This is a genomic window from Leifsonia sp. Y862, assembly GCF_057669585.1.
The window spans coordinates 1,317,761-1,342,651 of the sequence record NZ_JBYHFR010000001.1 but is presented as its reverse complement, the minus strand read 5'-3'; the positions used below and the strand labels follow the sequence as shown (position 1 = coordinate 1,342,651).

25 protein-coding genes and 1 tRNA gene are annotated in these 24,891 nt (G+C 63.0%); 21 read left to right on the top strand and 5 right to left on the bottom strand.

The annotated features are described in order from the left end of the window. The first annotated feature begins 32 nt into the window (after positions 1-32). The 5 genes from AC25Z0_RS06290 (at position 33) to ndk (ending at position 6,602) form a co-directional block, all read left to right on the top strand. Positions 33-668: a TetR/AcrR family transcriptional regulator gene (locus AC25Z0_RS06290; protein ID WP_488119333.1), complete on the top strand. Its 636-nt coding sequence runs from the start codon at positions 33-35 to the stop codon at positions 666-668. A gap of 253 nt (positions 669-921) precedes the next feature. Then, positions 922-4,410: an isoleucine--tRNA ligase gene (gene ileS, locus AC25Z0_RS06285; RefSeq protein WP_488132626.1), complete on the top strand. Its 3,489-nt coding sequence runs from the start codon at positions 922-924 to the stop codon at positions 4,408-4,410. Beyond that, a complete protein-coding gene (locus AC25Z0_RS06280) occupies positions 4,403-5,779 on the top strand; it encodes a bifunctional folylpolyglutamate synthase/dihydrofolate synthase (RefSeq protein WP_488132625.1) in 1,377 nt (458 codons plus the stop codon). The genes ileS and AC25Z0_RS06280 overlap by 8 nt, the downstream gene beginning before the upstream one ends. Beyond that, on the top strand, positions 5,776-6,183 hold the full coding sequence (locus AC25Z0_RS06275; RefSeq protein ID WP_488119330.1) for a DUF4233 domain-containing protein: 408 nt from the start codon (positions 5,776-5,778) through the stop codon (positions 6,181-6,183). Before AC25Z0_RS06280 ends, AC25Z0_RS06275 begins: the two co-directional genes overlap by 4 nt. Continuing rightward, positions 6,180-6,602, top strand: a complete 423-nt coding sequence (gene ndk / locus AC25Z0_RS06270) for a nucleoside-diphosphate kinase (RefSeq protein WP_488119329.1) — start codon at positions 6,180-6,182, stop codon at positions 6,600-6,602. Before AC25Z0_RS06275 ends, ndk begins: the two co-directional genes overlap by 4 nt. Before the next feature lie 146 nt (positions 6,603-6,748). Here ndk and AC25Z0_RS06265 read toward each other — a convergent pair whose 3' ends face one another. Continuing rightward, positions 6,749-7,351 (bottom strand): vitamin K epoxide reductase family protein, encoded by a 603-nt coding sequence (locus AC25Z0_RS06265; RefSeq protein ID WP_488132624.1) that lies wholly within the window; start codon positions 7,349-7,351, stop codon positions 6,749-6,751. Positions 7,352-7,625: 274 nt separating this feature from the next. Here AC25Z0_RS06265 and AC25Z0_RS06260 point away from each other — a divergent pair, with 274 nt between their 5' ends. Beyond that, positions 7,626-10,436: an Rne/Rng family ribonuclease gene (locus tag AC25Z0_RS06260; RefSeq protein ID WP_488132623.1), complete on the top strand. Its 2,811-nt coding sequence runs from the start codon at positions 7,626-7,628 to the stop codon at positions 10,434-10,436. Between the two features lie 167 nt (positions 10,437-10,603). Here the strand turns inward: AC25Z0_RS06260 and AC25Z0_RS06255 are convergent, their stop codons facing one another. Further along, positions 10,604-10,891, bottom strand: a complete 288-nt coding sequence (locus AC25Z0_RS06255; protein WP_488119326.1) for a DUF4031 domain-containing protein — start codon at positions 10,889-10,891, stop codon at positions 10,604-10,606. Positions 10,892-11,113: 222 nt separating this feature from the next. On the opposite strand from AC25Z0_RS06255, the gene rplU reads away from it, so the two are divergent. From rplU to AC25Z0_RS06205, 10 genes are all read left to right on the top strand, one after another. Further along, on the top strand, positions 11,114-11,422 hold the full coding sequence (gene rplU / locus AC25Z0_RS06250; RefSeq protein ID WP_488119325.1) for a 50S ribosomal protein L21: 309 nt from the start codon (positions 11,114-11,116) through the stop codon (positions 11,420-11,422). A 19-nt stretch (positions 11,423-11,441) separates the two neighbouring features. Next, complete coding sequence (rpmA, locus tag AC25Z0_RS06245) at positions 11,442-11,699, top strand: 50S ribosomal protein L27 (protein ID WP_488119324.1); 258 nt, start codon at positions 11,442-11,444, stop codon at positions 11,697-11,699. Between the two features lie 77 nt (positions 11,700-11,776). After that, positions 11,777-13,495: a GTPase ObgE gene (obgE, locus tag AC25Z0_RS06240; protein WP_488119323.1), complete on the top strand. Its 1,719-nt coding sequence runs from the start codon at positions 11,777-11,779 to the stop codon at positions 13,493-13,495. Continuing rightward, a complete protein-coding gene (gene proB / locus AC25Z0_RS06235) occupies positions 13,492-14,280 on the top strand; it encodes a glutamate 5-kinase (protein WP_488132622.1) in 789 nt (262 codons plus the stop codon). The genes obgE and proB overlap by 4 nt, the downstream gene beginning before the upstream one ends. Positions 14,281-14,357: 77 nt before the next feature. Further along, positions 14,358-15,626 (top strand): glutamate-5-semialdehyde dehydrogenase, encoded by a 1,269-nt coding sequence (locus AC25Z0_RS06230; RefSeq protein WP_488132621.1) that lies wholly within the window; start codon positions 14,358-14,360, stop codon positions 15,624-15,626. 60 nt (positions 15,627-15,686) lie between these two features. After that, positions 15,687-15,896, top strand: a complete 210-nt coding sequence (locus AC25Z0_RS06225; protein WP_488119320.1) for a hypothetical protein — start codon at positions 15,687-15,689, stop codon at positions 15,894-15,896. Between the two features lie 14 nt (positions 15,897-15,910). Beyond that, positions 15,911-16,510, top strand: a complete 600-nt coding sequence (gene nadD / locus AC25Z0_RS06220; RefSeq protein WP_488119319.1) for a nicotinate-nucleotide adenylyltransferase — start codon at positions 15,911-15,913, stop codon at positions 16,508-16,510. After that, positions 16,507-17,424, top strand: a complete 918-nt coding sequence (locus tag AC25Z0_RS06215; RefSeq protein WP_488119318.1) for a hypothetical protein — start codon at positions 16,507-16,509, stop codon at positions 17,422-17,424. Before nadD ends, AC25Z0_RS06215 begins: the two co-directional genes overlap by 4 nt. A gap of 58 nt (positions 17,425-17,482) precedes the next feature. After that, positions 17,483-17,860 (top strand): ribosome silencing factor, encoded by a 378-nt coding sequence (gene rsfS / locus AC25Z0_RS06210; RefSeq protein WP_488119317.1) that lies wholly within the window; start codon positions 17,483-17,485, stop codon positions 17,858-17,860. Positions 17,861-17,931: 71 nt separating this feature from the next. Then, positions 17,932-18,008 (top strand) — tRNA-Ala (locus tag AC25Z0_RS06205). Positions 18,009-18,280: 272 nt separating this feature from the next. Here the strand turns inward: AC25Z0_RS06205 and AC25Z0_RS06200 are convergent. Beyond that, positions 18,281-19,162 carry a carbohydrate kinase family protein gene (locus AC25Z0_RS06200; protein ID WP_488132620.1) on the bottom strand — a complete coding sequence of 294 codons (882 nt, stop codon included), beginning with the start codon at positions 19,160-19,162 and terminating at the stop codon, positions 18,281-18,283. A 166-nt stretch (positions 19,163-19,328) separates the two neighbouring features. Between AC25Z0_RS06200 and AC25Z0_RS06195 the strand changes: the two genes are divergently transcribed. From AC25Z0_RS06195 to AC25Z0_RS06180, 4 genes are all read left to right on the top strand, one after another. Further along, on the top strand, positions 19,329-20,243 hold the full coding sequence (locus tag AC25Z0_RS06195; RefSeq protein WP_488132619.1) for a TIGR00645 family protein: 915 nt from the start codon (positions 19,329-19,331) through the stop codon (positions 20,241-20,243). Between the two features lie 4 nt (positions 20,244-20,247). Then, positions 20,248-20,652: a YchJ family protein gene (locus AC25Z0_RS06190; RefSeq protein ID WP_488132618.1), complete on the top strand. Its 405-nt coding sequence runs from the start codon at positions 20,248-20,250 to the stop codon at positions 20,650-20,652. 212 nt (positions 20,653-20,864) lie between these two features. Then, positions 20,865-21,911, top strand: a complete 1,047-nt coding sequence (locus AC25Z0_RS06185; RefSeq protein ID WP_488132617.1) for an LLM class flavin-dependent oxidoreductase — start codon at positions 20,865-20,867, stop codon at positions 21,909-21,911. A 111-nt stretch (positions 21,912-22,022) separates the two neighbouring features. Next, a complete protein-coding gene (locus tag AC25Z0_RS06180; protein WP_488119312.1) occupies positions 22,023-22,577 on the top strand; it encodes a hypothetical protein in 555 nt (184 codons plus the stop codon). On the opposite strand, the gene AC25Z0_RS06175 is transcribed toward AC25Z0_RS06180, so the two are convergent. Then, complete coding sequence (locus AC25Z0_RS06175) at positions 22,574-23,365, bottom strand: oxygenase MpaB family protein (protein WP_488132616.1); 792 nt, start codon at positions 23,363-23,365, stop codon at positions 22,574-22,576. The two genes, AC25Z0_RS06180 and AC25Z0_RS06175, sit on opposite strands and share 4 nt — an antisense overlap. A gap of 234 nt (positions 23,366-23,599) precedes the next feature. On the opposite strand from AC25Z0_RS06175, the gene AC25Z0_RS06170 reads away from it, so the two are divergent. Continuing rightward, on the top strand, positions 23,600-24,163 hold the full coding sequence (locus AC25Z0_RS06170) for a YceI family protein (protein ID WP_488132615.1): 564 nt from the start codon (positions 23,600-23,602) through the stop codon (positions 24,161-24,163). An 80-nt stretch (positions 24,164-24,243) separates the two neighbouring features. On the opposite strand, the gene AC25Z0_RS06165 is transcribed toward AC25Z0_RS06170, so the two are convergent. Beyond that, positions 24,244-24,888 carry a TMEM175 family protein gene (locus AC25Z0_RS06165; protein WP_488132614.1) on the bottom strand — a complete coding sequence of 215 codons (645 nt, stop codon included), beginning with the start codon at positions 24,886-24,888 and terminating at the stop codon, positions 24,244-24,246. Positions 24,889-24,891: the final 3 nt, after the last annotated feature.

The window sequence follows — 24,891 nt, the reverse complement described above, 5'->3', positions numbered from 1 at the left end:
CTCAGTTTCTATCCTAGGGTCTGGAGCATCGTGTGACGGAACGTGTAGGGCGCCCCCGTGGTTCATCGCGCGACATTCTGCAGGAAGCGGCAGCAGAGCTCTTCCTCGAGCAGACGTACGCACGCACCAGCATCGACCAGATAGCTCGCCGCGCGGGGGTGAGCCGCAACACCTTCTTCAACTACTTCAGCGCGAAGAGTGATCTGCTCTGGGTCGAGGTTGACGAGAGCCTGGCCGAGCTTCCAGCGGCGCTCGCCGCAATCGACACCGCCGTGCCGGTAACGGATGCCGTCAAGCGCGCACTCCTCGACGTCGCGGCAAGCTTCGGCCCGTCCAGAGTGCCGTGGGCGCTCACCCAGTCCGAGCTGATGGGCACAACGGTCGACCTGGAGGCATCCGCTCTGTCGCGCCTCGCGGTGCACGCCAGGCGTGCGGCAGACATCGTCGCGGTGCGAACCGGCAGGGAGGTGGGCGATCTCGTCTGCATGAGTTTTGCGATGGCACTCTTCGCGGCCCTCGGAGCTGCAGCAGCCTCCTGGGCGGCTGCCGGGGTCTCCAGGGGAAATCTGGCGCCGTACGTCGACACCGCACTCTCGCCTGTCTGTGCGGGTTTCCGCTCCGAGTTGGCGTTCGATGACGGGCGTTCGGATAGAATTGATCGCGAATGACTGTGATCCGGCTATCACCGGTGAGTCTTCGGAAGAACGAGCCGGGCCCCTGGGTCCGGTTTTAGTAGAACCGAACGGGTAAGGCCCGTCACAGCCTTTGAATAAGCGGTCGTCTCACGGCTTCCTGGTGCGAATCTCTGCACACAGGGAAACGGGATGCGGCAAGCGAGGTGGTACCGCGGCGAATCCGAGAGGATCGTTCGTCCTCGTGGAACAGGCCAGCATTTCCGTTATACGCCCGTCCAGGAGAAACATGACGTACCCCAAGGGTTCAACGCCCACACCCGCGAACAGCAGCCCTGCGGACTCCGATTCGTCGGTCGATGCCACCGTGCCATCAGCCACCGTGCCATCAGTCCCTGTGCAGGGCGTGGTTCCGTCGCCGAACTTCCCCGCCATCGAGACAGAGGTGCTGCAGTTCTGGAAGGACGATGAGACGTTCCAGGCGTCCATCGACACGCGTGAGGGTGCTCCTGAGTGGGTCTTCTACGACGGCCCTCCCTTCGCCAACGGCCTGCCGCACTACGGCCACCTGCTCACCGGGTACGCCAAGGACGTGTTCCCGCGCTTCCAGACCATGCGCGGCAAGCAGGTGCACCGCCGCTTCGGCTGGGACACCCACGGACTGCCGGCCGAGCTCGAAGCAGAGCGCCAGCTCGGCATCACCGACAAAAGCGAGATCGAGAAGATGGGCCTCGCGGCCTTCAACCAGGTTGCTCGCGACGCCGTGTTGAAGTACACCCACGAGTGGCAGGAATACGTCACCCGCCAGGCACGCTGGGTTGACTTCGACAAGGGCTACAAGACCCTCGACATCACCTACATGGAATCGGTGATCTGGGCGTTCAAACAGCTGCACACCAAGGGCCTCGCCTACGAGGGCTACCGGGTACTGCCGTATTGCTGGCGTGACCAGACCCCGTTGTCCAACCACGAGCTGCGTATGGACGACGACGTCTACAAGATGCGCCAGGACCAGACGGTCACCGTCACCTTCCCGCTCGTCGGCACCAAAGCAGAGGCCCTCGGCCTCACCGCCGTACGCGCGCTCGCCTGGACGACGACCCCATGGACCCTGCCGACGAACCTGGCGCTGGCTGTCGGCCCAGACATCACGTACGCCGTGGTGCCAGCGGGCCCGGGCGGAACACCGGATGCCACGGTGCTGCGTGAAGACAGCTCGACTGTCCACCCCGGCGGAGCGACCGAAGTTCTGGGCGCCGAGTACCTGCTGGCCATCGACCTGGTGGGCAACTACGCCAAGGACCTCGGCTATGAGAGCGCAGAGGATGCCCTCGCTGCCGTTTCTCGCACCGTCGTCGGCCGCGATCTCGATGGCGTCGAATACGATCGCCTGTTCGACCACTATGCAGACACCGAGACGTGGGGCACCCAGAACGCGTGGCGCATCCTCGTCGCCGACTACGTCACGACAGCGGACGGTACCGGCATCGTGCACCAGGCTCCGGCATACGGTGAGGAAGACCAGAAGATCTGCGAGGCCGCCGGCATCCCGGTTATCATCTCGCTCGACGATGGTGGCAAGTTCCTGTCTGACGTGCCTGAGGTGGCCGGCCTGCTGTGGTCAGACGCCAACAAGCCGCTCACTCAGCTGCTGAAGGCCGAAGGTCGTCTCATCCGCCAGGCCAGCTACGAGCACTCGTACCCGCACTGCTGGCGCTGCCGCAACCCCCTCATCTACAAGGCCGTGTCGAGCTGGTTCGTGCGTGTCACCGACATCCGTGACCGCATGGTCGACCTCAACCAGGAGATCAACTGGGTTCCTGACAACGTCAAGGACGGCCAGTTCGGCAAGTGGGTCGCCAATGCGCGCGACTGGTCGATCAGCCGCAACCGCTACTGGGGCTCACCAATCCCGGTCTGGAAGAGCGACAACCCCGAGTACCCGCGCATCGACGTGTACGGGTCGCTCGACGAGCTCGAAGCCGACTTCGGGGTCCGCCCGACGGATCTGCACCGCCCGTACATTGACGAGCTGACGCGCCCGAACCCTGACGACCCGACCGGCCAGTCCACCATGCGTCGCATCACCGACGTGCTCGACGTCTGGTTCGATTCAGGGTCAATGCCGTTCGCGCAGGCGCACTACCCGTTCGAGAACCGTGAATGGTTCGACTCGCACAACCCCGCAGACTTCATCGTCGAGTACATCGGGCAGACCCGCGGCTGGTTCTACGTGCTGCACGTGCTCTCCACTGCGTTGTTCGATCGCCCGGCGTACAAGAACGTCGTCAGCCACGGCATCGTGCTTGGGAGCGACGGACAGAAGATGTCGAAGTCGCTCCGCAACTATCCAGACGTCAACGAGGTCTTCGACCGCGACGGTTCAGACGCCATGCGCTGGTTCCTGATGAGCTCGCCTGTACTGCGTGGCGGCAACCTGGTCGTCACTGAAGAGGGCATCCGCGAGGGTGTGCGCCAGGTCATGCTGCCGCTCTGGAGCACCTGGTACTTCTTCTCCCTCTACGCAAACGCGTCAGGCGAGAACGGGTACGACGCCACCTGGCGCACGGACTCGACAGATGTGCTCGACCGCTACCTGCTGGCCAAGACCCGCGACCTCGTGGAAGACATCACCGCCGACCTGGAGGAGCTCGACAGCACGCTGGCCGCCGGCAAGCTCCGCGACTTCGCTGACGTCCTGACCAACTGGTACGTCCGTCGTTCTCGCGACAGGTTCTGGGCCGGAGTCACCGCAGACGGCACAGGCAGGGACGCATTCGACACGCTGTACACGGTTCTGGAAACTGTGACCCGTGTCGCCGCACCGCTGTTGCCTCTCGTCTCTGAGCGCATCTGGCAGGGCCTGACCGGCGGACGCAGCGTGCACCTCACTGACTGGCCTGACGCTTCGGCGTTCCCGGCCGACGAGGGCCTCGTCACCGCAATGGACCAGATCCGCGTGATCAGCTCCACCGTGCTCTCGCTGCGGAAGCAGGCTGGCCTCCGCGTTCGCCTGCCGTTGGCGAAGCTCACCGTCGTGGCCTCTGGCGTCGACGCGCTTGCCGCGTTCGATGGCATCCTGCGCGACGAGCTCAACGTGAAGAACGTCGAGTTCGCCCAGCTCGCCGACGACAGCGCAGCGTCATACGGCATCACGTCGAAGCTCACCGTCAACGCCCGCGCAGCTGGACCGCGCCTCGGCAAGCAGGTGCAGCAGGTCATCGCTGCGGCGCGCGGCGGCGACTGGTCTGAAACCGACGGCGTCGTCACAGCAGGCGGCATCGAACTGGCTGCCGGCGAGTACGAGCTTCTGCTCGCCGTCGACAACAGCTCAGATGAGCACGGCGTCGCGCTGGCGCTCCTGCCCGGCGGCGGATTCGTACTGCTTGACACGGAGACCACGCCGGAACTGGAGTCAGAGGGCTTCGCCCGCGACATCATCCGCGCCGTGCAGGACACCCGCAAGTCGGCAGGCTTCGATGTGAGCGACCGCATCCACCTGCACCTGGTCTTCGAGGATGCGGCAGATATTGCCTCGTTCACGCAGGCCATCGGTGCTTCAGGTTCCGCAGGCGCAGCCGTTGACGTCGCTGCAGAAACCCTCGCGACCGGTCTGGATGTGCACGAGCACGACCTGGCTGGCCTGCCGTCTGAATGGCTCCCCGCCGTCGCAGGCGAAGCCGTCGAACACTATGTGCCGTACAAGGCCGGACAGTACGCAAACCGCGGCGGATTCCTCGTCGCAGTATCCAGAGAGAGCCCGCTGATCAATGTCTGATTCACAAGACCTTCCCGCTGACGCCTTCCGAGAAGAGGGCGACGCCGTCTACCGTGCGCTGCTGGCCAGGGTGGGCGAGGGTTCGCCCCAGCCCCGCCTGCAGGCAACCAGGCGCACCCTCGAACTGCTCGGGGACCCGCAAACCACGTACCCGATCATCCACATCACCGGCACGAACGGCAAAACGAGCACGAGTCGCATCGCTGACAGCATCCTGCGGGCTTACGGCCTGCGTACCGGTGTGCTCACCAGCCCGCACCTGGTTCGCCTCAACGAGCGCATCATGATTGATGGCGAACCCATCAGCGATGAAGCGCTGGCCGCGAACTGGGCAGACATCTCGCCGTACCTCGAGATGGTCGATGCAGAGCTGACGGCGGCCGGTGACGAAGCCCTCACGTTCTTCGAAGCCCTCACCGTGCTGGCATACGCCAGTTTTGCGGATGCCCCCGTCGACGTTGCCGTGATCGAGGTCGGAATGGGCGGCGAGTGGGATTCCACAAACGTCGCCGATGGCCAGGTGGCCGTCTTCACCCCGATCGCCCTGGATCACGTGTCGCGTCTCGGAAAGACGGTCGCTGAGATCGCCAGGACCAAGTCGGGAATCATCAAGCCGGCTGCCGCGGTGGTCACTGCTGCCCAGCGCCCTGAGGCGCTGGCCGAGCTGGAACGCGCAGCAGAGCTCACAGAGTCGACCATCGCCGCAGAGGGCACCGGCTTCGAACTGCTGTCAAGCCAGGTTGCCGTCGGCGGGCAGATGATCTCAGTGCGGGGCCTCGCCGCCACGTATTCTGACGTCTTCCTGCCGCTCTACGGCACCCACCAGGCACAGAACGCCGCCGTGGCCATCGCGGCCGTTGAGTCGTTCCTGGGTGGCGGAACCCAGCCCCTGTCAGAAGAACTGCTGGTCGAGGGCCTTGGCGGCGCGACGTCGCCCGGTCGCCTGCAGCTGGTCGGTATCGACCCAAGTGTGTTCGTGGATGCGGCTCACAACCCGCACGGTGCCGCTGCACTCGCTGCTGCCCTCACCGCCTACTTCGACTTCGACGAGATCGCCTTCGTGGTCGGCATCCTCGCCGACAAGGACGCGCAGGGCATCATCAGCGCCCTGGCGCCGATCCCCGGCCCGTTCTTCGTGACCCAGTCACAGTCCGACCGTGCGATCGCCGTTGACGAGCTGGCCGACGTGGTCGCAGCTCAGGTCGGCGACGACCGCGTCTTCCGTTTCGATGATCTGGTTGCCGCGACAGAGGCCGCCCGTGTCTGGGCCGATGAAGCGCCGAAGCGCGCGATTGTCGTGACCGGATCGATCACCCTCGTCGGTGAAGTCATCGCGCTGGCCGAGGCGGGGGAGTGGATGACGCCATGAGCGACGAACTGAACGAATCTGGCACGCCCTCCACACCTGCCACGCCCGGCAAGCCGGGTCGCCAGCCTGCCCCTCGATCGATCAAGCGTTCGCTCGCGTCGATCGTGCTCGGCTTCGAACTCATCGTGGTCTTCCTCGCCGCGCTGGTGTTGTTCGGACTCCAGTCATTGCCGGCCATCGTCGCCCTCGGCGGCGGCGGCCTACTCTGCCTGATCATGATTGCGACCATCGGGCTGCTTCGGCACCCGTGGGCGTATGGCGTCGGCTGGGGAATCCAGGCCGTCGTCATCCTGTGCGGATTCTTCAATCCCGCGTTGTTTATTGTTGGTGCATTATTCGCCGCCATGTGGACCTACTGCATGATCAGCGGCGACAGAATTGATCGTCAAAAGGAGATCGCATGAGTACATTTGTTGAAGAGACACTGGTTCTGGTCAAGCCGGACGGCGTTGCCCGCAACCTGACCGGTGAAATCCTGCGCCGCATTGAGGCCAAGGGATTCTCCCTGGTCGACATCCGTTTCGTGCAGGCCGACCGCGCGCTGCTGGCCGCGCACTATGCAGAGCACGAGGGCAAGCCGTTCTACGAGCCCCTCGTCGAATTCATGGAGAGCGGCCCCATCGTCGCGATCCGTGTTGCAGGCAACCGCGTCATCGAAGGCTTCCGCTCACTCGCCGGAACGACTGATCCCACCACCGCTGCTCCCGGAACGATCCGTGGCGACCTCGGCCGCGACTGGGGCCTGAAGGTTCAGCAGAACCTGGTGCACGGCTCCGATTCGCCTGAGTCTGCAGCGCGCGAGCTGTCGCTCTGGTTCAAGTAGGACCTGCTCTTCACGCACAGGAACGCACGTCGCCTGGCCCTGTGGCCACGCGGCGTGCGTTCTTTGCTTTTCCCCGTTGATTGAGGAGCGAGCGCCTCGGTTGATTCAGGAGCGAGCGTCTCGAAGTCGGCGAGCCGCGCTCTCGCTTACAGGCGGTGCAGCACGTCCATCTGCAGCTGCGCGAGCACCGCGACAACGATGTAGCACGCAACCGTGATCAGGACGATCCAGGACGACCAGGCGGATGCCCGTCGCCTGACAGCTTCGGTTGCCGGAATGTTTCCCGTTTTCAGGTTGTACAGAGTGACGGCGAAGAACAGCGGAATGGTCACAGACCAGGTGACCATGCACCACGGGCACAGGATGTCGAGAACGTAGATGCTCTGCGAAATCAGCCAGATGACGAAGGCCATGGCGCCAACGACGCCCACGTTCAGGCCGAGCCAGAACCAGCGCTTGAAGTGCGCGCCGGCCAGGATGGCCATTCCGATCGTGATGACGACACTCCAGGCCGCGATGCCGATCAGCGGGTTCGGGAAGCCAAACACCGATCCCTGCCAGGAATTCAGGTTCGTCCCACACCCGATCAGTACACTGAAGTTGCAGGACAGCTGTGCGTCCGCATCCTGGAGAAGATGAATCTTGTCAAGGGTGAGCGCGAACGCAGCACCAAAGCCGATTACACCGGCAACAATGAGGAAAATTGCCAGCCCGCGAGGAGCTGTGCGTTGTTCTGTATCAGGCACCATCGGATTATGACACGCGCCTGCACCCCGATCCTGCGGAATGCATGCGATAATTTATAAAGTCATCTGAGCCGCGCTCAGAAAGACGCCACAGAAGGCTTAATGGGCGGTAAACGCCCAGATTCATTGGTCCCACGACCAAAGGTATTAGCAACCAGAGCCAAGAGCCGGTTGCATCATTGAAGGATTCGTGAAGGAACGCCCCGGCGCAACTTCACACGAGAGAGTAACCGGATGGGCGGCGCGGCCCCCACACCGGTCAAGGAGTGCACCAGAGATGGTGGAAGACAACGACAACAAGAAGCGCAAGGGCCTTTTCGGCACTCGCAAAAGTTCACGCAAAGCAGTAGTCACGCCCCCTCCGGCCCCGGTGCCGGTCGAGGTCGAGCCTGAAGCCGCAGTGCCGGTGTCAGATGCTCCCGCGACCGCTGCCCCCGTAGAGGCGGCTCCAGTGCAGAAGCCAGCCACAGGCGACCAGACCAGCGACCCTGTCGCAGAAGAAGAGACGGCTGCCCCTGTTGCGCCGGTGGCGGAGACGCAGCCGGCTCGTCGACAGACGACGACGTCCCTGATCTTCCAGGCACCTGACATCCTGCCGCTTCCGCCGCGCGAGGACACCCAGCGCGACGATGATGACGAGGAGCCGTCGACGATCCGTCGCCGCGCCCGCCGTCGGAGCGGCGAAGAGAACCGTTCAGGTTCCGACGACCCCGCCAACACCGTGGTCAAGGTTCGCGCTCCTCGTGAGCCAGAGCTCATCACAGAGCCACAGCGCATCAAGGGCTCGACCAGGCTGGAAGCGAAGAAGCAGCGTCGTCGCGATGGTCGCGACGCCGGACGTCGCCGTCCGGTCATCACGGAAGCCGAGTTCCTCGCGCGCCGTGAATCGGTCGACCGCGTCATGGTCGTTCGGGCCAAGCACAACAAGATCCAGATCGGTGTCCTCGAAGACGGCGTGCTCGTTGAGCACTACGTCGCGAAGAACCAGGACGCGTCCCTGATCGGGAACGTGTACCTCGGCAAGGTCCAGAACGTGCTCCCCAGCATGGAGGCGGCCTTCGTCGACATCGGACGCGGCCGTAACGCCGTGCTGTACTCCGGTGAGGTCGATTGGGACGCCGCTGCAGAGAACTCAGGCAACAGCAGCCAGGCCAGGCGCATCGAGCTCGCGCTCAAGCCGGGCGACAAGGTGCTGGTTCAGGTCACCAAGGACCCCATCGGCCACAAGGGCGCCAGGCTCACCAGCCAGATCTCTCTGCCAGGCCGTTACCTCGTGTACGTGCCGAACGGCTCGATGAACGGCATCAGCCGCAAGCTGCCAGACACCGAGCGCGCCCGCTTGAAGAAGATCCTCAAGGAAGTTCTTCCTGAGAACGTCGGCGTCATCGTGCGCACGGCAGCAGAGGGCGCAACCGATGAGCAGTTGACGCTCGACGTCAACCGCCTCACGGCGCAGTGGGCTGACATCAGCAAGCAGGTTGAGACAGTTCTCGCACCTGCCCTGCTGCACAGCGAACCAGACCTGCTCATCAAGATTGTCCGGGATGTCTTCAACGAGGACTTCCAGAAGATGGTCGTCTCAGGCGACGAGGCTCGCACGACGATCGAGAACTACCTCCGCCAGGTCGCCCCAGACCTGGTCGAGCGCGTAGAGCGCTACGAGGGTGATGGTGACGCATTCGATGACTTCCGTATCTCGGAGCAGATCGAGAAGGCACTCGACCGCAAGGTGTGGCTGCCCTCCGGTGGATCACTCGTCATTGACCGCACAGAGGCCATGACGGTTGTCGACGTCAACACGGGCAAGTTCGTCGGTTCAGGCGGAAACCTCGAAGAGACAGTCACGAAGAACAACCTCGAAGCTGCCGAAGAGATCGTTCGTCAGCTGCGCCTCCGCGACATCGGTGGAATCATCGTCGTCGACTTCATCGACATGGTGCTCGAATCGAACCGCGATCTCGTGTCGCGCCGCCTGATCGAGTGCCTGAGCCGCGACCGCACGAAGCACCAGGTCGCTGAGGTCACCTCGCTCGGCCTCGTCCAGATGACGCGCAAGAAGCTCGGCCTCGGGCTCCTGGAGTCATTCAGTGAGAACTGTGAAGCCTGTGCAGGTCGCGGAATCATCGTGCACCACGATCCCGTCGTGAAGCACCGCCAGACCGCGCAGCCGCCGCAGGAGCGTCGCCCCCGCAACAAGTCGGGCAACAACTCCGGTGGAAATAGCCAGAACAGCCAGAACGGCAACGGCGGCAACGGCAGCAACGGCAACGGCAGTAACGGTAACGGGGGCAACCACAGCAATGGCAGCAATGCCAGCCAGCAGTCGGCAGCCGCGCAGCAGTCTGAAGCGGCTAAGGCTGCGGCGGGCACGCACGGAATCACCGAGGACGCCAAGCACGCCCTCGCGCTGATCGCGGCAAGCACCATTCCGCACACCGGCGCAATCGCACTGCCGACAGCGGATGCCGTTCACGCAGACGCCGCCCAGAAGGATTCAGCGCAGAAGGATTCTGCGCAGAAGGAATCCACGCAGAACGGTTCGTCACGCAACTCACGCAACGGCTCCGGTCGGTCACGCAACGGTGGCGGACGCTCGGCTGCAGCTGACAAGTCGGCTGTCGCCCAGGCGCCGGCCAACACTGAGGCACCGGCCGCCGCTGACAGCGCTGCCGGAACGCCGACCGCGACGGCTGACGGTGCCACACTGCCAACGCAGGGCGCAGAGATGCCCTCGCGTCGACAGGAGCGCAGTCGCCCGGTTCGTGAGTCAGGACGTGCCCAGCGGTCACAGGCTGCACCGGAGAAGGCCGCAGCTGAGACAGCTGCAGTCGACGGCGGAGCAACCGTGGCTGCGCAGGCTGAGCCGGAATCCGTGGAAATCCTCGACATTCCCGTCACCAAGTCGCCGCGCAACAAGCGCACCGTGAGCAAGCAGGTCACCGACCAGCTTCTCGACTCTGTACTTGAAGCGCTGCCGGAACCCAAGCAGCCTGGTCAGGGCCGCTCGCGAAGCCGCCGCGTCTCGACAACGGGATTGTCAACGGCAGGGTCAGACCCGATCGTCACGACACCCGACTCGCAGGGCTGATCCAGAACACCCTGGTGTCGTATCGACCGCTTTCGCCTCAGGGCGGGGGCGGTCGGTTCGTTAACGGGATGTTGTCAGGAATGCAGCTGTCTGCTCCTGATCCACGCCGTGGGGTTGTCGTGAACGGCCAAGTGACGGCCAGGTAACGGCTCGGGGGAGCGAGAGGGTCAGTGCGTTCTGCCGGCTCGCTCGGCGCGCTCCCTGGCCGTCACACGCAGCCCGCTGGCCTGCAGGCGCCGCACCAGGTCGCGATATGAGACCGGTGTGGCTCCTGCGGCCACCAGCGCCTCATGGCGCTCAGCAGGCACGTCGTAGTGGTCCAGATCGAAGCTGCGGGTGGGTAGTTTGTTCGCTGAAGCGAAGGCATGAAGCTCACTGAGAGACGCGTCGCTCACTAAATGTGACCACAATGTGCCGTGAGCGGGCCAGTCTGCACTGTCAATGAGCACTGTCATGGCATCATTGTATGAAAGGCGATCGTGCGCAGGTATGAATCGCCGTCAGTTTGACCGGGACCCCCGGATCAGATAAAGTTGACCGTTGGTGTGCGCTGGGTGTCATCTCGCGCGTTTGCCATGGTTTCCTGATTGCATTGAACTGATTTGGTTCATGCAACCCAGTAACTTTCCATAATAGGAATCGGAGCCCCAGGGGCTCCCCAGAGATAGGTACGTAAAGTGGTTTACGCAGTTGTGCGCGCCGGTGGCCGGCAGGAGAAGGTAGAGGTCGGCACCATCGTAACGATGGACCGAATCAAGGCTGACAAGGACGGCAACGTCGAGCTGGCCGCTGTGCTTCTCGTCGACGGCGACTCCATCACGTCTGACTCGACGTCGCTGGCTAAGGTCAAGGTCACCGCCGAGGTTCTTAACGACCTCCGTGGCCCGAAGATCGTTATCCAGAAGTTCAAGAACAAGACTGGTTACAAGAAGCGTCAGGGGCACCGTCAGGAGCTCACGCGCGTCAAGGTAACTGGCATCGCCTAAGGCCTGAGGAGAAGAACAGATGGCACACAAAAAAGGTGCGAGTTCCACTCGCAACGGTCGTGACTCAAACGCACAGCGCCTCGGCGTGAAGCGCTTTGGTGGTCAGGTTGTCAGTGCGGGCGAGATCATCGTTCGCCAGCGCGGCACTCACTTCCACCCCGGCGTCAACGTCGGCCGTGGCGGCGACGACACACTGTTCGCTCTCGAGGCTGGCTCAGTCCAGTTCGGCGCGAAGGGTGGCCGCAAGGTCATCAACATCGTGGTGGCTGCCGAATAGGCATCCACAGCTTTTCGTAGGTGAGGGCGGGCTTCGGCTCGCCCTTACTTATTTTCGCCACCTGAAAGGGGCAATTCATGGCCACATTTGTTGACCAGGTCACGCTGCACTTGCGAGCGGGCAACGGAGGCAACGGCTGTGTCTCGGTAAAACGCGAGAAGTTCAAACCACTCGCCGGCCCCGATGGCGGTAACGGCGGCAGTGGTGGAGACATCACGCTGATCGCAGATCCAAACGTCACAACCCTCCTCGGTTTCCACCGTGCACCGCACCGTGTCTCCGGGAACGGTGGCCCAGGAATGGGCGACCATCGCAACGGCGCCAACGGCGACCCCATTGAACTTTCCGTTCCCCTCGGCACCGTCGTCAAAGACGCAGAGGGCAACGAACTCAGCGACATGACAGAGCCCGGTTTCCGGCTCGTTATCGCACCAGCCGGCCAGGGCGGCCTGGGTAACGCCGCACTCGCGACGTCCAAGCGCAAGGCTCCCGGCTTCGCACTCCTCGGCACATTGGGCTGGGAAGGCGACATCAAGCTTGAGCTGAAGACCGTTGCCGATGTCGCGCTCGTCGGCTACCCGTCAGCCGGCAAGTCCAGCCTCGTTGCTTCGATGTCCGCGGCTCGGCCCAAGATCGCCGACTACCCGTTCACGACACTTCAGCCGAACCTCGGCGTAGTCGAGTCCGGCGAGGCTCGCTACACCATGGCAGACGTACCAGGTCTTATCGAAGGCGCCAGCGAGGGCAAGGGTCTCGGACTCGAGTTCCTCCGCCACGTCGAGCGTTGCACCGCGCTTCTGCACGTCCTTGACTGCGCCACGCTTGAGCCTGGCCGCGACCCCCTGAGTGACCTCGAGGTCATCAAGAAGGAACTGGCTGCATATCCGGTCCCCGAAGGGCAGAAGCCGCTGCTCGAGCGCGCGCAGATCATTGCCTTGAACAAGATCGACGTGCCAGAGGCTCGCGAACTTGCCGAGTTCGTTCGGGGCGAGCTTGAAGACATGGGCTACCGCGTCTTCGCAATCTCCACCGCGACGCACGAGGGGCTCAAGCAGCTCAACTACGCACTCGCGGAGACTGTTGACACCGGCCGTCGCGAAGCCGCTGCCGTTGCAGCAGCCAAGCCGCGCATCGTGCTGCGTCCGAAGCCCGTCGATGACGGTGGCTTCGTGGTCAAGGTCGAGGGCGGATCCTTCGGAAACACGTACCGCATCCTCGGAGTGAAGCCGGAACGCTGGATCCAGCAGACCGACTTCAAGAACGACGAGGCAATCGGATTCCTCGCTGACCGTCTTGCAAAGCTTGGCGTCGAGAACGAACTGTTCAAGGCCGGAGCCGTCGCAGGCTCCACCGTCATCATCGGCCCAGGCAACGGTGTCGTCTTTGACTGGGAGCCGACGCTCACCTCGACCGCGGAGCTCATCACTGCTCCTCGTGGAACGGATGCCCGCCTCGAAGAGCCGCGCCGCCGTACCAGCAACGAGCGACGTGAGACCTACTTCGGCCGGATGGATGCCAAGGCAGCGGCACGTGCAGAACTCATCCGCGAGCGTGAAGCCGGTCTCTGGCACAGTGACGGCGACGAGTTCAGCGGCGCGCTGTACATTGCTGACCAGGCCGGCGAATCCGAGGTTGACGGCGACGAGATCGACGCTGACTCCGAGGAGGCAATCGTGAACGACGCAGCTGCCGCCCCGGCCGATGCGAACGACGTTGAAGAGTCGGCAGAGGCCGAGTCCGACGACATCGCTCACGCCGCTTCGTCGGCAGAGCGCACGGAGGACGACGCGGAGTGAGCGTTCTCGAGCGGGATCAGATCGGGACGGCAGCACGAATCGTCGTCAAGGTTGGGTCATCTTCGATCAGCGGCGACAACGCCGGCCAGATTGCTCCGCTCGTAGATGCGCTTGCCGCAGCCCACGCCAGGGGAGCCCAGATTGTTCTGGTCTCCTCTGGCGCCATCGCCATCGGAATGCCGTTCCTTCACCTCGATGGGCGGCCGACCGACCTCGCCACCCAGCAGGCCGCGGCATCCGTCGGGCAGAACATCCTGATCTATCGCTACCAGGACAGTCTCGACCGCTTCGACATCGTTGCCGGACAGGTCTTGCTCACCGCTGGCGACCTGGAGAATCCTTCGCACCGCAGCAACGCGCAGCGAGCCATGGAACGGTTGCTCGACCTGCGTATTCTCCCCATCGTCAACGAGAACGACACTGTTGCCACTCATGAGATTCGTTTCGGCGACAACGATCGCCTGGCTGCATTGGTGGCAACGCTCATCAACGCCGATCTGCTCGTGTTGCTCAGCGACGTTGATGCTCTCTACACCCGGCCGCCGCACCTGCCAGGCGCAGAACGCATTGTCTCTGTGTTGCCTGGTGACCCGCTGCCCGGCGTCGAGTTCGGCGCGACCAGCGCCGATGGCGTCGGTACAGGGGGCGCAGCCACCAAAGTGTCTGCCGCTCGTATCGCAGCTGAGGCCGGAACAGCGGTGCTCGTTACCGCGACAACGCTTGTCTCCGACGCACTTACCGGCGCCCCCGTCGGCACCTGGTTCCACCCAGCTGCCCGCCCGTAGAACCCAGCCGCCCGCCCGCCGAACGCGGGTGGCACACGCAGGCCCCGTGCGGTGCTGTGCTCCCGTAAACTGACGGCATGTCGCAGACCACGTCGCCCGGAACCGTGCTCACCCCCATTCTTGATGCTGCCAGAACCGCGTCTCTGTCGCTGGCAACCGCAACCACGTTGCAGAAGAACCGGGCGCTGCTGGCGATCGCTGCCCAGTTGCGCGGCAACATGGCGTACATCATTGATGCGAACGCCCTCGACCTCGCAAACGGCCAGGCCAATGGGCTCGGGGCTGGCCTGGTCGACCGCCTCACACTCGACGCCGCTCGCATCGAGTCGTTGGCCGTTGCCGTGACGGCGATTTCAGCCCTCGGCGACCCCGTCGGTGAAGTGGTGCGCGGCAGCAGCCTGCCGAACGGTGTGAAGATCAGCCAGGTACGGGTTCCCTTCGGCGTCATCGGTGCCATCTACGAAGCTCGACCGAACGTGACGGTTGACATCGCCGCCCTCGCCTTGAAGAGCGGGAATGCCGTGGTATTGCGGGGTGGCTCTGCCGCTGAGAACAGCAATCGCGTTCTCGTCGGCCTGATCCAGGATGCGCTGGGATCCGTTGGCCTGCCCATGGAGAGCGTGCAGACTATCGACCCGTTCGGCCGCCAGGGCGCAACACTGCTCATGCAGGCACGAGGCTCTGTCGATGTGCTGATTCCACGGGGGAGCGCCAACCTCATCAACACGGTCGTTGCTGAGTCGAAGGTGCCCGTCATCGAGACCGGCGCCGGCATCGTGCACATCTTCCTCGACGAGTCGGCCACCACGCAGTGGGCCGTCGATATCGTGCACAACTCCAAGGTGCAGCGCCCGAGTGTCTGCAACGCGCTCGAAACCCTTCTCGTGCATGAAGCCGCAGCGGCACGACTGCTGCCGGCAGTACTCGCTGCACTGGCGGCATCCGGTGTCACCATTCACGCCGACGAACGTGCCCGTGCTCTTTTCCCGGATGCCGTTGCTGCGACCGATGAGGACTGGGCGACCGAATACATGTCGCTCGACCTCGCTGTACGGGTTGTCGACTCGCTCGACGAGGCGATTGCGCATATCCGCACGTACTCGACCAAGCACACGGAGTCGATCATCACCAATGACCTGGTGAACGCCGAACGGTTCCTGAACGAGGTGGATTCGGCTGCCGTCATGGTGAACGCCTCCACCCGGTTCACAGACGGTGGCGAATTCGGATTCGGCGCAGAGGTGGGAATCTCCACCCAGAAGCTGCACGCGCGGGGCCCGATGGGCGTGGCTGAACTGACAAGCACCAAGTGGATTGTGCGTGGCACTGGGCAGGTGCGCGCCTGAGGCAACACTAGAATGGTGTGGTGGCGTAAGCCTCAACCGTGTGTGTGAATGGAGATCCCCATGTCATTCGTGACTACCCTGCTGCTGGCCGAGGCTGAGCACGTTTCGATGCCGATGCCGCCGATCCTGTATGGCCTGATTGCCCTCGTGGTTTTCCTTGCACTCGGTGTCACCCTGTTCACGTACCGTGACGTGTCGAACCGTCACAGCGAAAAGGCCAAGGCCTACGCTGCTGCTCACGGCAACACGTCCGGGCATGGCACCCACTAAGCGATAGGCATCAGGTGACTGAAGCGGGTCGCCGCCCTCGCATTGGCGTGATGGGCGGAACGTTCGATCCGATCCACCATGGGCACCTCGTTGCTGCGAGTGAAGTTGCGCAGAGTTTCGATCTCGACGAGGTCGTGTTCGTGCCAACAGGGCAACCCTGGCAGAAGTACGACGTAACCCGGGCGGAACACCGCTATCTCATGACGGTGATTGCAACGGCGTCGAACCCGCGCTTCACCGTCAGCCGGGTGGATATCGATCGACATGGTCCGACCTACACCATCGACACGCTCCGGGATATTCACCTGGAGCGACCGGATGCTGAGTTGTTCTTCATCACGGGAGCTGACGCTATCGCGCAGATCCTGGGCTGGAAAGACGTACAGGAGCTGTGGGACCTGGCCCATTTCGTGGCTGTGAGTCGCCCGGGACATGAGCTGACCGTTTCGGGATTACCGAACCAAGACGTAAGCTTGCTTGAGGTACCGGCTTTGGCGATCTCTTCGACAGACTGCCGGGCACGGGTGAATCGGGGTTTCCCGGTCTGGTATCTGGTCCCTGATGGGGTCGTCCAGTACATCTCAAAGCATCATCTGTATCGGAGTGTGGCATGACGTTGGGTAATGACCCGCAGCCACTCACGCGGCGGCAAGCACGTGAATTGGCTCGCGGGCAGGAGCCTGCGCAGGCGCAGGGCGACGCCCCATCGACTCCGGATGCTGTAACTCCGGATGCTGTAACTCCTGATGCGGTTTCTCCCGATTCCGTGTCTCCGGATGCCGTGACTTCGGATGTCGCGACTCCTGAAGCCGCGACTCCTGATGTCGTAACTCCCGACGCTGTCACGCCCGACTCTCTTGCCGACGACGATGCTGTTGTCGAGGAGCGCACGCTCAGCCGGCGCGAATTGCGCGCCATGCTCGCCGCGCAGTCCGGTATCGCTCCCGAAGACGACGGTGTCGACGATCCCGTAGCACCCACAGCGTCTACGGGAGCAGTGCCAGACGCATCCGCTGGAACGCTTAACCCGTCGGTTGGGCACTGGTCTGTTGAACATGAAGACGACGACCACGTCCAATTCGTTGACCAGTCGCAGGCTTTCGGCCAGATCATTTCGCGCGGCGTTGGCTCCGGCGGTATCCCAACGACGACCAATGCTCTTATTCTCCCGGCGATCCCGCAGCAGGGAACTGTGTCAGGGCCGCTCACCAGCACCGGTGAGATCCTGATCACGGGGTCGATCGACTTGCCACGAAGCCTCGGCGCGACCGGTCAGCACCCTGACCACTTCGACTCAGCCGAGATGGATCACATGCTTGACCAGCTCGATGAGGGCGTTCCGACCAGCTCTGTTGCTCCGGTGAGTGCCAGCAAGGCCGTGAGCACCCACACGTCGACGCGTGGCGTCATGACGCCGCCCAAGAAGGGCAACGCGTCCGTACCGATGATCCTTGCTGTAACCGCCGCGGTACTTGCCGTTGGCGTGATCGCGCTCGTCGCGGCCGGCTATCTCTTCAGAATTTTCTAATGCACCACCCTTCACCCCGCACGCTCCAGTCGTGCTCTATGACACCGAGGTTTACCCGATGACTGCAACCGCTCACGCTCTCGAGCTTCTCAAGGTGGCCGCTGCCGCCGCTGACTCGAAAGCGGGGGAGGACATTGTCGCGATTGACGTCTCTGAGCCTCTGCCGCTCACCGACGTCTTCATGATTGTGACCGGCCGCTCCGAGCGCAACGTCGTTGCGATCGCCGGTGAGATCGAAGACAAGCTCATTGAAGCCGGCACCAAGCCGCTGCGTCGCGAAGGCCGCGCTGAGGGTCGTTGGATCCTCCTCGACTTCGGAGACCTGGTCGTTCACGTCTTCCACGAGGAAGAGCGCCTGTACTACGGCCTGGAGCGCCTGTGGAAGGACTGCCCTGTCGTTCCGACCGAGCTGCCGGCCCGCGAAACCCTGAGCTAGTCTCGATTTCGTTTTAGCTGGGATCGTGTAGTAATCTAAACAAGTTGTTTCGGAGGAATTCGAAACAATATGGGTCCATGGCGCAGCCCGGTAGCGCACCTGCATGGCATGCAGGGGGTCAGGGGTTCGAATCCCCTTGGATCCACCAATGCAAAAGAGCTCGGCACGAAGTGTCGGGCTCTTTTGCATTTAAGAATCGCAGTGATTCGAGGAGGAGTGAGGGCGAAGCCCGAACGACGGGGTCCCCTTGGATCCACCAATGAAGAAAAGCTCGACACGATGTGGCGGGCTTTTCTTCATTTAAGAATCGAGCGATTCGAGGAGAGTCGCGGCGGAGCCCAATCTTTTTTCCGATTTTTTTCGGCGACTTTTTTGGCGGAGATCCGGACACGCCCCCGTCCACCGGCCTGGGCGCTGCCGCTACGACGCCAGCTCGGACAGAACCGGATGAAGGTGGCGGCTCGAGAGCGCAATCGTCGCCTGTTTCGCCGCAGCAGTCAGGCTCTGCGCGATGTCTCCGCCCAGCAGGTATGCGTGCAGGAAGCCCGCCATGAATGCGTCGCCGGCACCGTTCGTGTCGACAACGTCGACGGGCTCTGCGGCAACCCGATACTGCGTGCCAGCCTTGTCGAGCGCAATCGCGCCGGTTGCGCCCAGCGTGCACACCGCGATTCGGGCACCGCGAGCGATGCAGCGGCCGAGCAGCCGCCACGGATCATCCGTTTTGTCCGCATTCATGAACGCGACATCTGCCGCGTCCACAAAAGGCTGATGAAACTCGCTCGTCCCGTCGTAGTCATGCAGATCAACCCAGATGGGGATGTCAAGCGCCACGGCATCCGGAATGAGACCCCGTGACTGCGCGCAGAGGTCGAGAACAATCACATCGGCCGTGCGGCACGAATCGATAGTCGCGGCAGCGATGGCTGGATCGGTCGGTGCGTCGGGCGTCGACAGGTAGAGCGAGACGCGGTCGCCAGGGACGGTCATCAGATTCAGGTGGCGTTCAGTAGCGCTGCCGACGTGCGCGCTCAGCTCGATACCGTCGACAGCATTGATCGTCGCTCTGAGATGGTCGCCGGCCGCATCCGCTCCCAGGATGGTCGCAAGGCTCACGACATGACCGATCGAGGCCAGGTGGAGCGCCTTTCCCGCAGAAGTGCCCCCGACGGTCTCATACGATTCCTGCGCAAACTGCATATGGGGGACTGGCGCCGGCAATTCGTCGAGATAGACGATCTGATTCCACGAGACGGGCCCAACGATCATGATGCGGGTTGGTGCGAGCGCGTGAACTGTCATGGTCACATTTAATCGCATCCGATTCTGCGCACAACGTAAAGGGCGCGACACAAATGCTGATTGTTTTCCGACAATCAACTGGGCACCAGCCTGAGTGGTCTGAGAGGAACTTCAGAGTCAATAAAATTGAAGTCCATCTAGACCGGAGAGAGTTTTCTTGTATAGCGTGCCGCCAGAACGACAGTACCGCCCGCAATCCGCTTGGCTGAAAAGCGTCGGATACCTCATTTTCTTCAGCCGCTGGCTGCAAGCACCCCTGTACGTCGGACTGATCATCGCCCAGCTGATCTACGTCATCGTCTTCATGAACGAGCTCTGGCACCTGGCCACAGAAGTCATGGCAGATTGGTCGCACATCGACGAGTCGATCATCATGCTGGGTGTCCTCGGCCTGATTGACGTCGTGATGATCGCTAACCTGCTGATCATGGTGATTATCGGCGGCTATGAGACGTTCGTGTCGCGGATTGACATCGCCGGCCACCCAGACCAGCCTGAATGGCTGTCGCACGTCAACGCCAACGTGCTCAAGGTCAAGCTGGCCATGGCCATCATCGGTATCTCCTCTATCCACCTGCTGAAGACTTTCATCGGCGTCAATGACCTCGGTGCAGACAAGGCCGGGATGGCGCTCGATGAGACGACGAACACGATGTATACCGCCGAAGGCGTCTTCTGGCAGGTCGTGATCCACATGGTGTTCATTCTGTCCGCGCTGGCCCTGGCCTGGATCGACGACCGTTCCCAGCGCATGGAGCACTTGCACGCCGCCAATGAGATCGAGCGCAGCGCCCTTGCGGCCAGCATTCATCCGGCGGTCGCCCTCGCGGCTCCGGCGTCTACGCACGCCCCTGCACCCTCACAAGCCTCTGCGCCCTCACAAGCCCCAGCGCCCTCACAAGCCCCAGCGCCCTCACAAGCCTCTGCGCCCTCACAAGTCCCAGCGCCGGCGCAGGCTCCCGCAGCGACGGTGGAGCACGCCTGCTCATGCGGTCACGACCATGGCCCCGTAGAGGCGCCCCGCACGGCCGTTGACGCTGGGCAGCTTGCGTCCAGTCTCCGTTCAGAACACCAGCTCTAGACGCATGTCAGCGAACGGAGCGGATGAACTGGATCCAGCCATCCGCTGCCCGTGCCTGAGCGGCGAAGTCTATGGCGCATGCTGCCGGCCGTTTCACGACGGTACGGCGGCAGCTCCGACGGCAGAACGTTTGATGCGCTCCCGCTACACGGCTTTTGTCTGTCACGACCGTGACTATCTGCTGCGAACGTGGGCGACCGGCACCCGGCCGCCCACGCTCGACTTCGACGACGATGTTCGGTGGCTTCGACTCGATATCGAGCGAACCGAACGCGGTGGAATGTTCGACACACAGGGCGTCGTCGAGTTCAGGGCCTTCTATCGCAGTGCCGGAGAGCGCGGAGAACAGCACGAAACCAGCGCATTCATTCGGGAAGACGGCCGCTGGGTGTACGAGGGCCCGATCTAGCACGTCGCTGATTCACCCCGGATGCTGGTCACACAGCAGGCTCTCCCCGATGCTGGTCACGGCAGGCTCTCCGATAGGCCTGCACGGGAATAGGCTGCCAGCCTGAGAGGTTTCGCCTGTATGCGTTCGCATAGAGGCGGGCGTGGCATCGGTATGAACGTGATGTGCAGACGTGGGCATGACAGCCTGGGTGCACGACGAAGGAGCATGTAATGGCGCAGGAAATCGAGTTGGGTCTCGACACATTTGGCGATGTGACGATCGACCAGAATGGCGAGCTGCTCTCGCAGGCGCAGGTGCTCAGGAACCTGGTTGAACAGGCGGTGCTTGCAGACGGCGTCGGCATTGATTTCATCGGGGTCGGTGAGCATCACCGAGACGATTTCGCGGTGTCAGCGCCTGAAGTCGTTCTCGGCGCGATTGCCGGACAGACGAACCGCATCAAGCTCGGAACGGCCGTGACCGTGCTCAGCTCCGACGACCCGGTGCGCGTCTTCCAGCGGTTTGCCACCCTGGATGCCGTGTCGAACGGTCGCGCAGAAGTGATTCTCGGCCGGGGGTCATTCACCGAGTCATTCCCGCTCTTCGGACTTGACCTTGGCCAGTACGAGACCCTGTTCGAAGAGAAGCTCGAGTTGTTCGCCGAGTTGCTCAAGGAGGAGCCGGTGACCTGGTCAGGCACCACGCGCGCGGCTCTCAGCAACCAGCGCGTCTACCCGACGACGGATTCCGGCAGCATCAGAACCTGGGTCGGTGTCGGCGGCAGCCCGCAGTCCGTGATTCGTGCCGCGCACTATGGCCTGCCACTCATGCTTGCGATCATCGGTGGATCCCCCCTCGCATTCGCGCCATTCACCGAGCTCTATCACAAGGCTCTCGCCCAGTTCGGGAAGCTGCCGCAGCCGATCGGGGTCCACTCGCCCGGGTACATCGCAGCAACCGACGAGCAGGCAAAGGAAGAAGCCTGGCCGCACATGTCTGCCATGCAGAATCGGATCGGACGAGAGCGTGGCTGGAGCCCGATGACGCGGGCAGACTTCGATCAGGCCACTGGCCCTGACGGCGCTTCCTACGTCGGGTCACCCGAAACCGTTGCCCGCAAGATTGCGAAGGTGGCAACGGCGCTTGGCCTCTCCCGCTTCGACCTCAAGTACAGCAATGGCACGCTTCCGCACGACAAGCTCATGACCAGCATCGAGCTGTATGGCACAGAGGTGGCTCCACGTGTGCGGGAGCTGATGGCTGAGGCATCCGCGTGAGCTGACACCGCGACAGGCCGGGGAGCCTGGACGACTTGACCCCCAGTCTGGGGGGCCGCACAATGGGGCATCAGTGCATGAAGCGATCAGTGCATAAGTGATGGAGTGAAGATGACCGACCTGTACCCAAACTCAGAGACTCGCGTGTTGCCGACAACACCCATGGTCGACGCAGACAATCGCGTCTTGGCGCCGGACGAGGCTGAGAGTGAGTCTTCATCGGTATCGGGGGGCTACGTATCAGGAGGCGCCGCCGACAACAAGCGTCGCCCGCTGTTCGCCGCGCGGGAGTGGACCCCGCCCAAGGGCACCCTCGTTGTGGTGGTCGGCATGATCGCGATTGCCGTCGCGTTCATCATCATGCTGTTCGTGGGCGTGACTCCGGCCGGCATCAACGCCCTCGCCGTCGTTGCAACCCCGATCGCCATCTTGGTGGCCGCCTACTATGGCCTCACGCTCAGCATCCAGCAGGTGCGGAGTGAGCGAGTCGAGAAAGAGAAGGCTATTGCGCGGGCTGAGGCAGCGGATGCCGCGAGCCGCGAAAGCGAGGTCTGGGCCGCGCAGCTCGAGGCCGGATTGCGGGTCGCGATGGTCAAGCTGACCGCTGCGGGCATCAGCACGAACGAGGTCAGTAAGGCTGCAGGAACGCCGGACGACTTCTTCTAGACCGCCACTGGCTTTCTGATCTGTGCCCGCAATGCCCGCAGATAGTGATTCTTCGGCCAGTGCCTGAGCGCGCGGGGGAGCGCGGGGTAGATGTGCCTGGTCACGGTCATGAGGCGATCGAAGCGCCGCTGCCGGCGGGAGGACCATGGCAGGTTGAACGGCTCCCTGAGTTCGGCGGGCAGGAGGCCTGTGGTGACGAGTCGCCCCATCGGCATCATGATCCGAAGCCACAGCGGACCCGTCGTCGGGTACAACAGGGCATGGGCGACGGATACCGCTGCCGGTGTTGGCGAGAGGGTGCTGAGCCTGGACTCCCAATACCTCGCGAATTCGCGGCGATCGCGTGGCCAGTGTCCGTCTGCGATCTGGAGTGACGTGCCGAGCTTCTCGTATCCGGCGTAGAGCTCATCGGCGACGTGGGGAGGAAGTTCGCCGTATACGCGCTCATACATTGATGAGGCCGATTCGTACAGGGTCGCAGCGACCCACAGCTGGAGCTCAGGCGTGAACGCGTTGTACTCCGGGGTGTCAGTGCCATCGGGTCCTGCCGAGCCGTGCACAGGCCCGTGGGCGCGGTTCACGCGCCTGACCACCTCCGCGAGTTCGTCTGGCGTGCCGAACGCAACGGTGTACACATAGGTGAGGGTGGCGTGGAGGCGGTCGAGGGGGCGGGCAGCGAAGTCACTGTGTTCGGCCACACCGCGGCCAACGGCTGGGTGGGCAAGCTGCATCAGGATGGCGCGGCCACCCGCTGCGATGAGCACAGACTCGCCGGCAAGTTCAAGCATCGTGCGCTGCTCCCTTCGTCTTGGTTGGTGGAGAGCCTAGCTTCCGTGCCTGCATGACGAGTCGTGACCGGGTGAGCTGTACTCGCTGAACTCTCGGGAGCGGACAGGGCTGGAGCGAAGCGGAAAGAATTTTTGGAAGCGCGGAATATCCCACAGCTCCATGCGCTTGCATAGATCTATGGGCAGTGAACACTGCCAGACGACTTTCCAGTCACGTATCCATAAGGAGCACTCATGAGCGACACCGCTACCACCTCGATCCCCGGCTACAAGGCTGGCACCTGGACCATCGACCCCACGCACAGCGAGGTCGGCTTCAGCATCCGCCACATCATGATCAGCAAGGTCAAGGGCACGTTCGAGAAGTTCACCGCGACCTTCGTCACGGCTGAGAACCCCCTCGACTCCAGCGTGACCGCTTCCGCAGAGGTCGCCTCGATCAACACCAACGAGCCGAACCGCGACGGGCACCTCCGTACCGGCGACTTCTTCGACGCCGAGACCTACCCGACGATCGACTTCGTGTCGACCGGTGTGCGTGAGGTCAAGGGCGAGTTCTACGTCGACGGCAACCTGACGATCAAGGGCATCACCAAGCCCGCCACGTTCGACTTCGACTTCGGTGGCTTTGGCCAGGACCCGTACGGCAACTACAAGGCCGGCGCAACCGCCAAGGCTGAGATCAACCGCGAAGAGTTCGGCCTGACCTACAACGCCGCACTCGAGACCGGTGGTTTCCTGCTGGGCGAAAAGGTGACCATCACCATCGAGCTGCAGGCCGTTCTGAACCAGGAGTAACGAACTCCACTCTGTGCCAGAAGGGGCCCCACGCGCGCGTGGGGCCCCTTCTGCGTGCCCAGCACTATCTGTGAGGCAACTCAGCGGTCTACGAGCTTAAACCGCTTGAGCGCTCGATTGACCAACGGTCCGAACGCGAAAAGCAGGAACGCGTACGACCCGACGACGCTGGAGAGTGCCACGACCGCGATGCTGGTGATGAGGGCGACGACGCCGCCAACCCGGTTGTTGTGCACGAATGTGGGATCGACATCCGCTTGGAGCAGATGCCGTGATGGGGAGGTGGCGTAGAACCATTGCCACGTGCCCATGGCAATCACCAAGAGAAACGTCACGGGAAGAACCATTTGGCCAATCAGATAGTCGCTGTAGTCAGAGTTCAGGCTCGTGGCGAACGGCACGAAGACCACACCGAGCAGACGAACGATGTTCAGCCACAACATGGCGCTGTCGACGGACCTGATGAACTCGAACTGGCGCACATGTATGGTCCAGAGCAGTCCAAGCAGCAGGAAGCTGATCACAAAGCTCAGGACGGAGGGCCACAGCCGTTCAAGGCCGCGCCAGAGTTCATCGTTGGAGGAGACGGGGCCGATGGCGCTGGTGCTGAGGTTCAGGACAAGCAGGGTCGCGGCGATCGCGAACACACCGTCGGTGAAGGCCTCGAGGCGCCGGGTAGACAGCGACGGGTGAGCAGATGTCGCCGTACCCGCGGGAGTTGTCATGCC

Bases quoted from the DNA above. Each gene is read 5' to 3' on its own strand.
- ileS (WP_488132626.1), top strand. From the start codon at position 922: ATGACGTACCCCAAGGGTTCAACGCCCACACCCGCGAACAGCAGCCCT.
- AC25Z0_RS06280 (WP_488132625.1), top strand. From the start codon at position 4,403: ATGTCTGATTCACAAGACCTTCCCGCTGACGCCTTCCGAGAAGAGGGC.
- AC25Z0_RS06275 (WP_488119330.1), top strand. From the start codon at position 5,776: ATGAGCGACGAACTGAACGAATCTGGCACGCCCTCCACACCTGCCACG.
- ndk (WP_488119329.1), top strand. From the start codon at position 6,180: ATGAGTACATTTGTTGAAGAGACACTGGTTCTGGTCAAGCCGGACGGC.
- AC25Z0_RS06265 (WP_488132624.1), bottom strand. From the start codon at position 7,351: ATGGTGCCTGATACAGAACAACGCACAGCTCCTCGCGGGCTGGCAATT.
- AC25Z0_RS06260 (WP_488132623.1), top strand. From the start codon at position 7,626: ATGGTGGAAGACAACGACAACAAGAAGCGCAAGGGCCTTTTCGGCACT.
- AC25Z0_RS06255 (WP_488119326.1), bottom strand. From the start codon at position 10,891: ATGACAGTGCTCATTGACAGTGCAGACTGGCCCGCTCACGGCACATTG.
- rpmA (WP_488119324.1), top strand. From the start codon at position 11,442: ATGGCACACAAAAAAGGTGCGAGTTCCACTCGCAACGGTCGTGACTCA.
- obgE (WP_488119323.1), top strand. From the start codon at position 11,777: ATGGCCACATTTGTTGACCAGGTCACGCTGCACTTGCGAGCGGGCAAC.
- AC25Z0_RS06230 (WP_488132621.1), top strand. From the start codon at position 14,358: ATGTCGCAGACCACGTCGCCCGGAACCGTGCTCACCCCCATTCTTGAT.
- AC25Z0_RS06225 (WP_488119320.1), top strand. From the start codon at position 15,687: ATGTCATTCGTGACTACCCTGCTGCTGGCCGAGGCTGAGCACGTTTCG.
- AC25Z0_RS06215 (WP_488119318.1), top strand. From the start codon at position 16,507: ATGACGTTGGGTAATGACCCGCAGCCACTCACGCGGCGGCAAGCACGT.
- rsfS (WP_488119317.1), top strand. From the start codon at position 17,483: ATGACTGCAACCGCTCACGCTCTCGAGCTTCTCAAGGTGGCCGCTGCC.
- AC25Z0_RS06200 (WP_488132620.1), bottom strand. From the start codon at position 19,162: ATGACAGTTCACGCGCTCGCACCAACCCGCATCATGATCGTTGGGCCC.
- AC25Z0_RS06190 (WP_488132618.1), top strand. From the start codon at position 20,248: ATGTCAGCGAACGGAGCGGATGAACTGGATCCAGCCATCCGCTGCCCG.
- AC25Z0_RS06185 (WP_488132617.1), top strand. From the start codon at position 20,865: ATGGCGCAGGAAATCGAGTTGGGTCTCGACACATTTGGCGATGTGACG.
- AC25Z0_RS06180 (WP_488119312.1), top strand. From the start codon at position 22,023: ATGACCGACCTGTACCCAAACTCAGAGACTCGCGTGTTGCCGACAACA.
- AC25Z0_RS06175 (WP_488132616.1), bottom strand. From the start codon at position 23,365: ATGCTTGAACTTGCCGGCGAGTCTGTGCTCATCGCAGCGGGTGGCCGC.
- AC25Z0_RS06170 (WP_488132615.1), top strand. From the start codon at position 23,600: ATGAGCGACACCGCTACCACCTCGATCCCCGGCTACAAGGCTGGCACC.
- AC25Z0_RS06165 (WP_488132614.1), bottom strand. From the start codon at position 24,888: ATGACAACTCCCGCGGGTACGGCGACATCTGCTCACCCGTCGCTGTCT.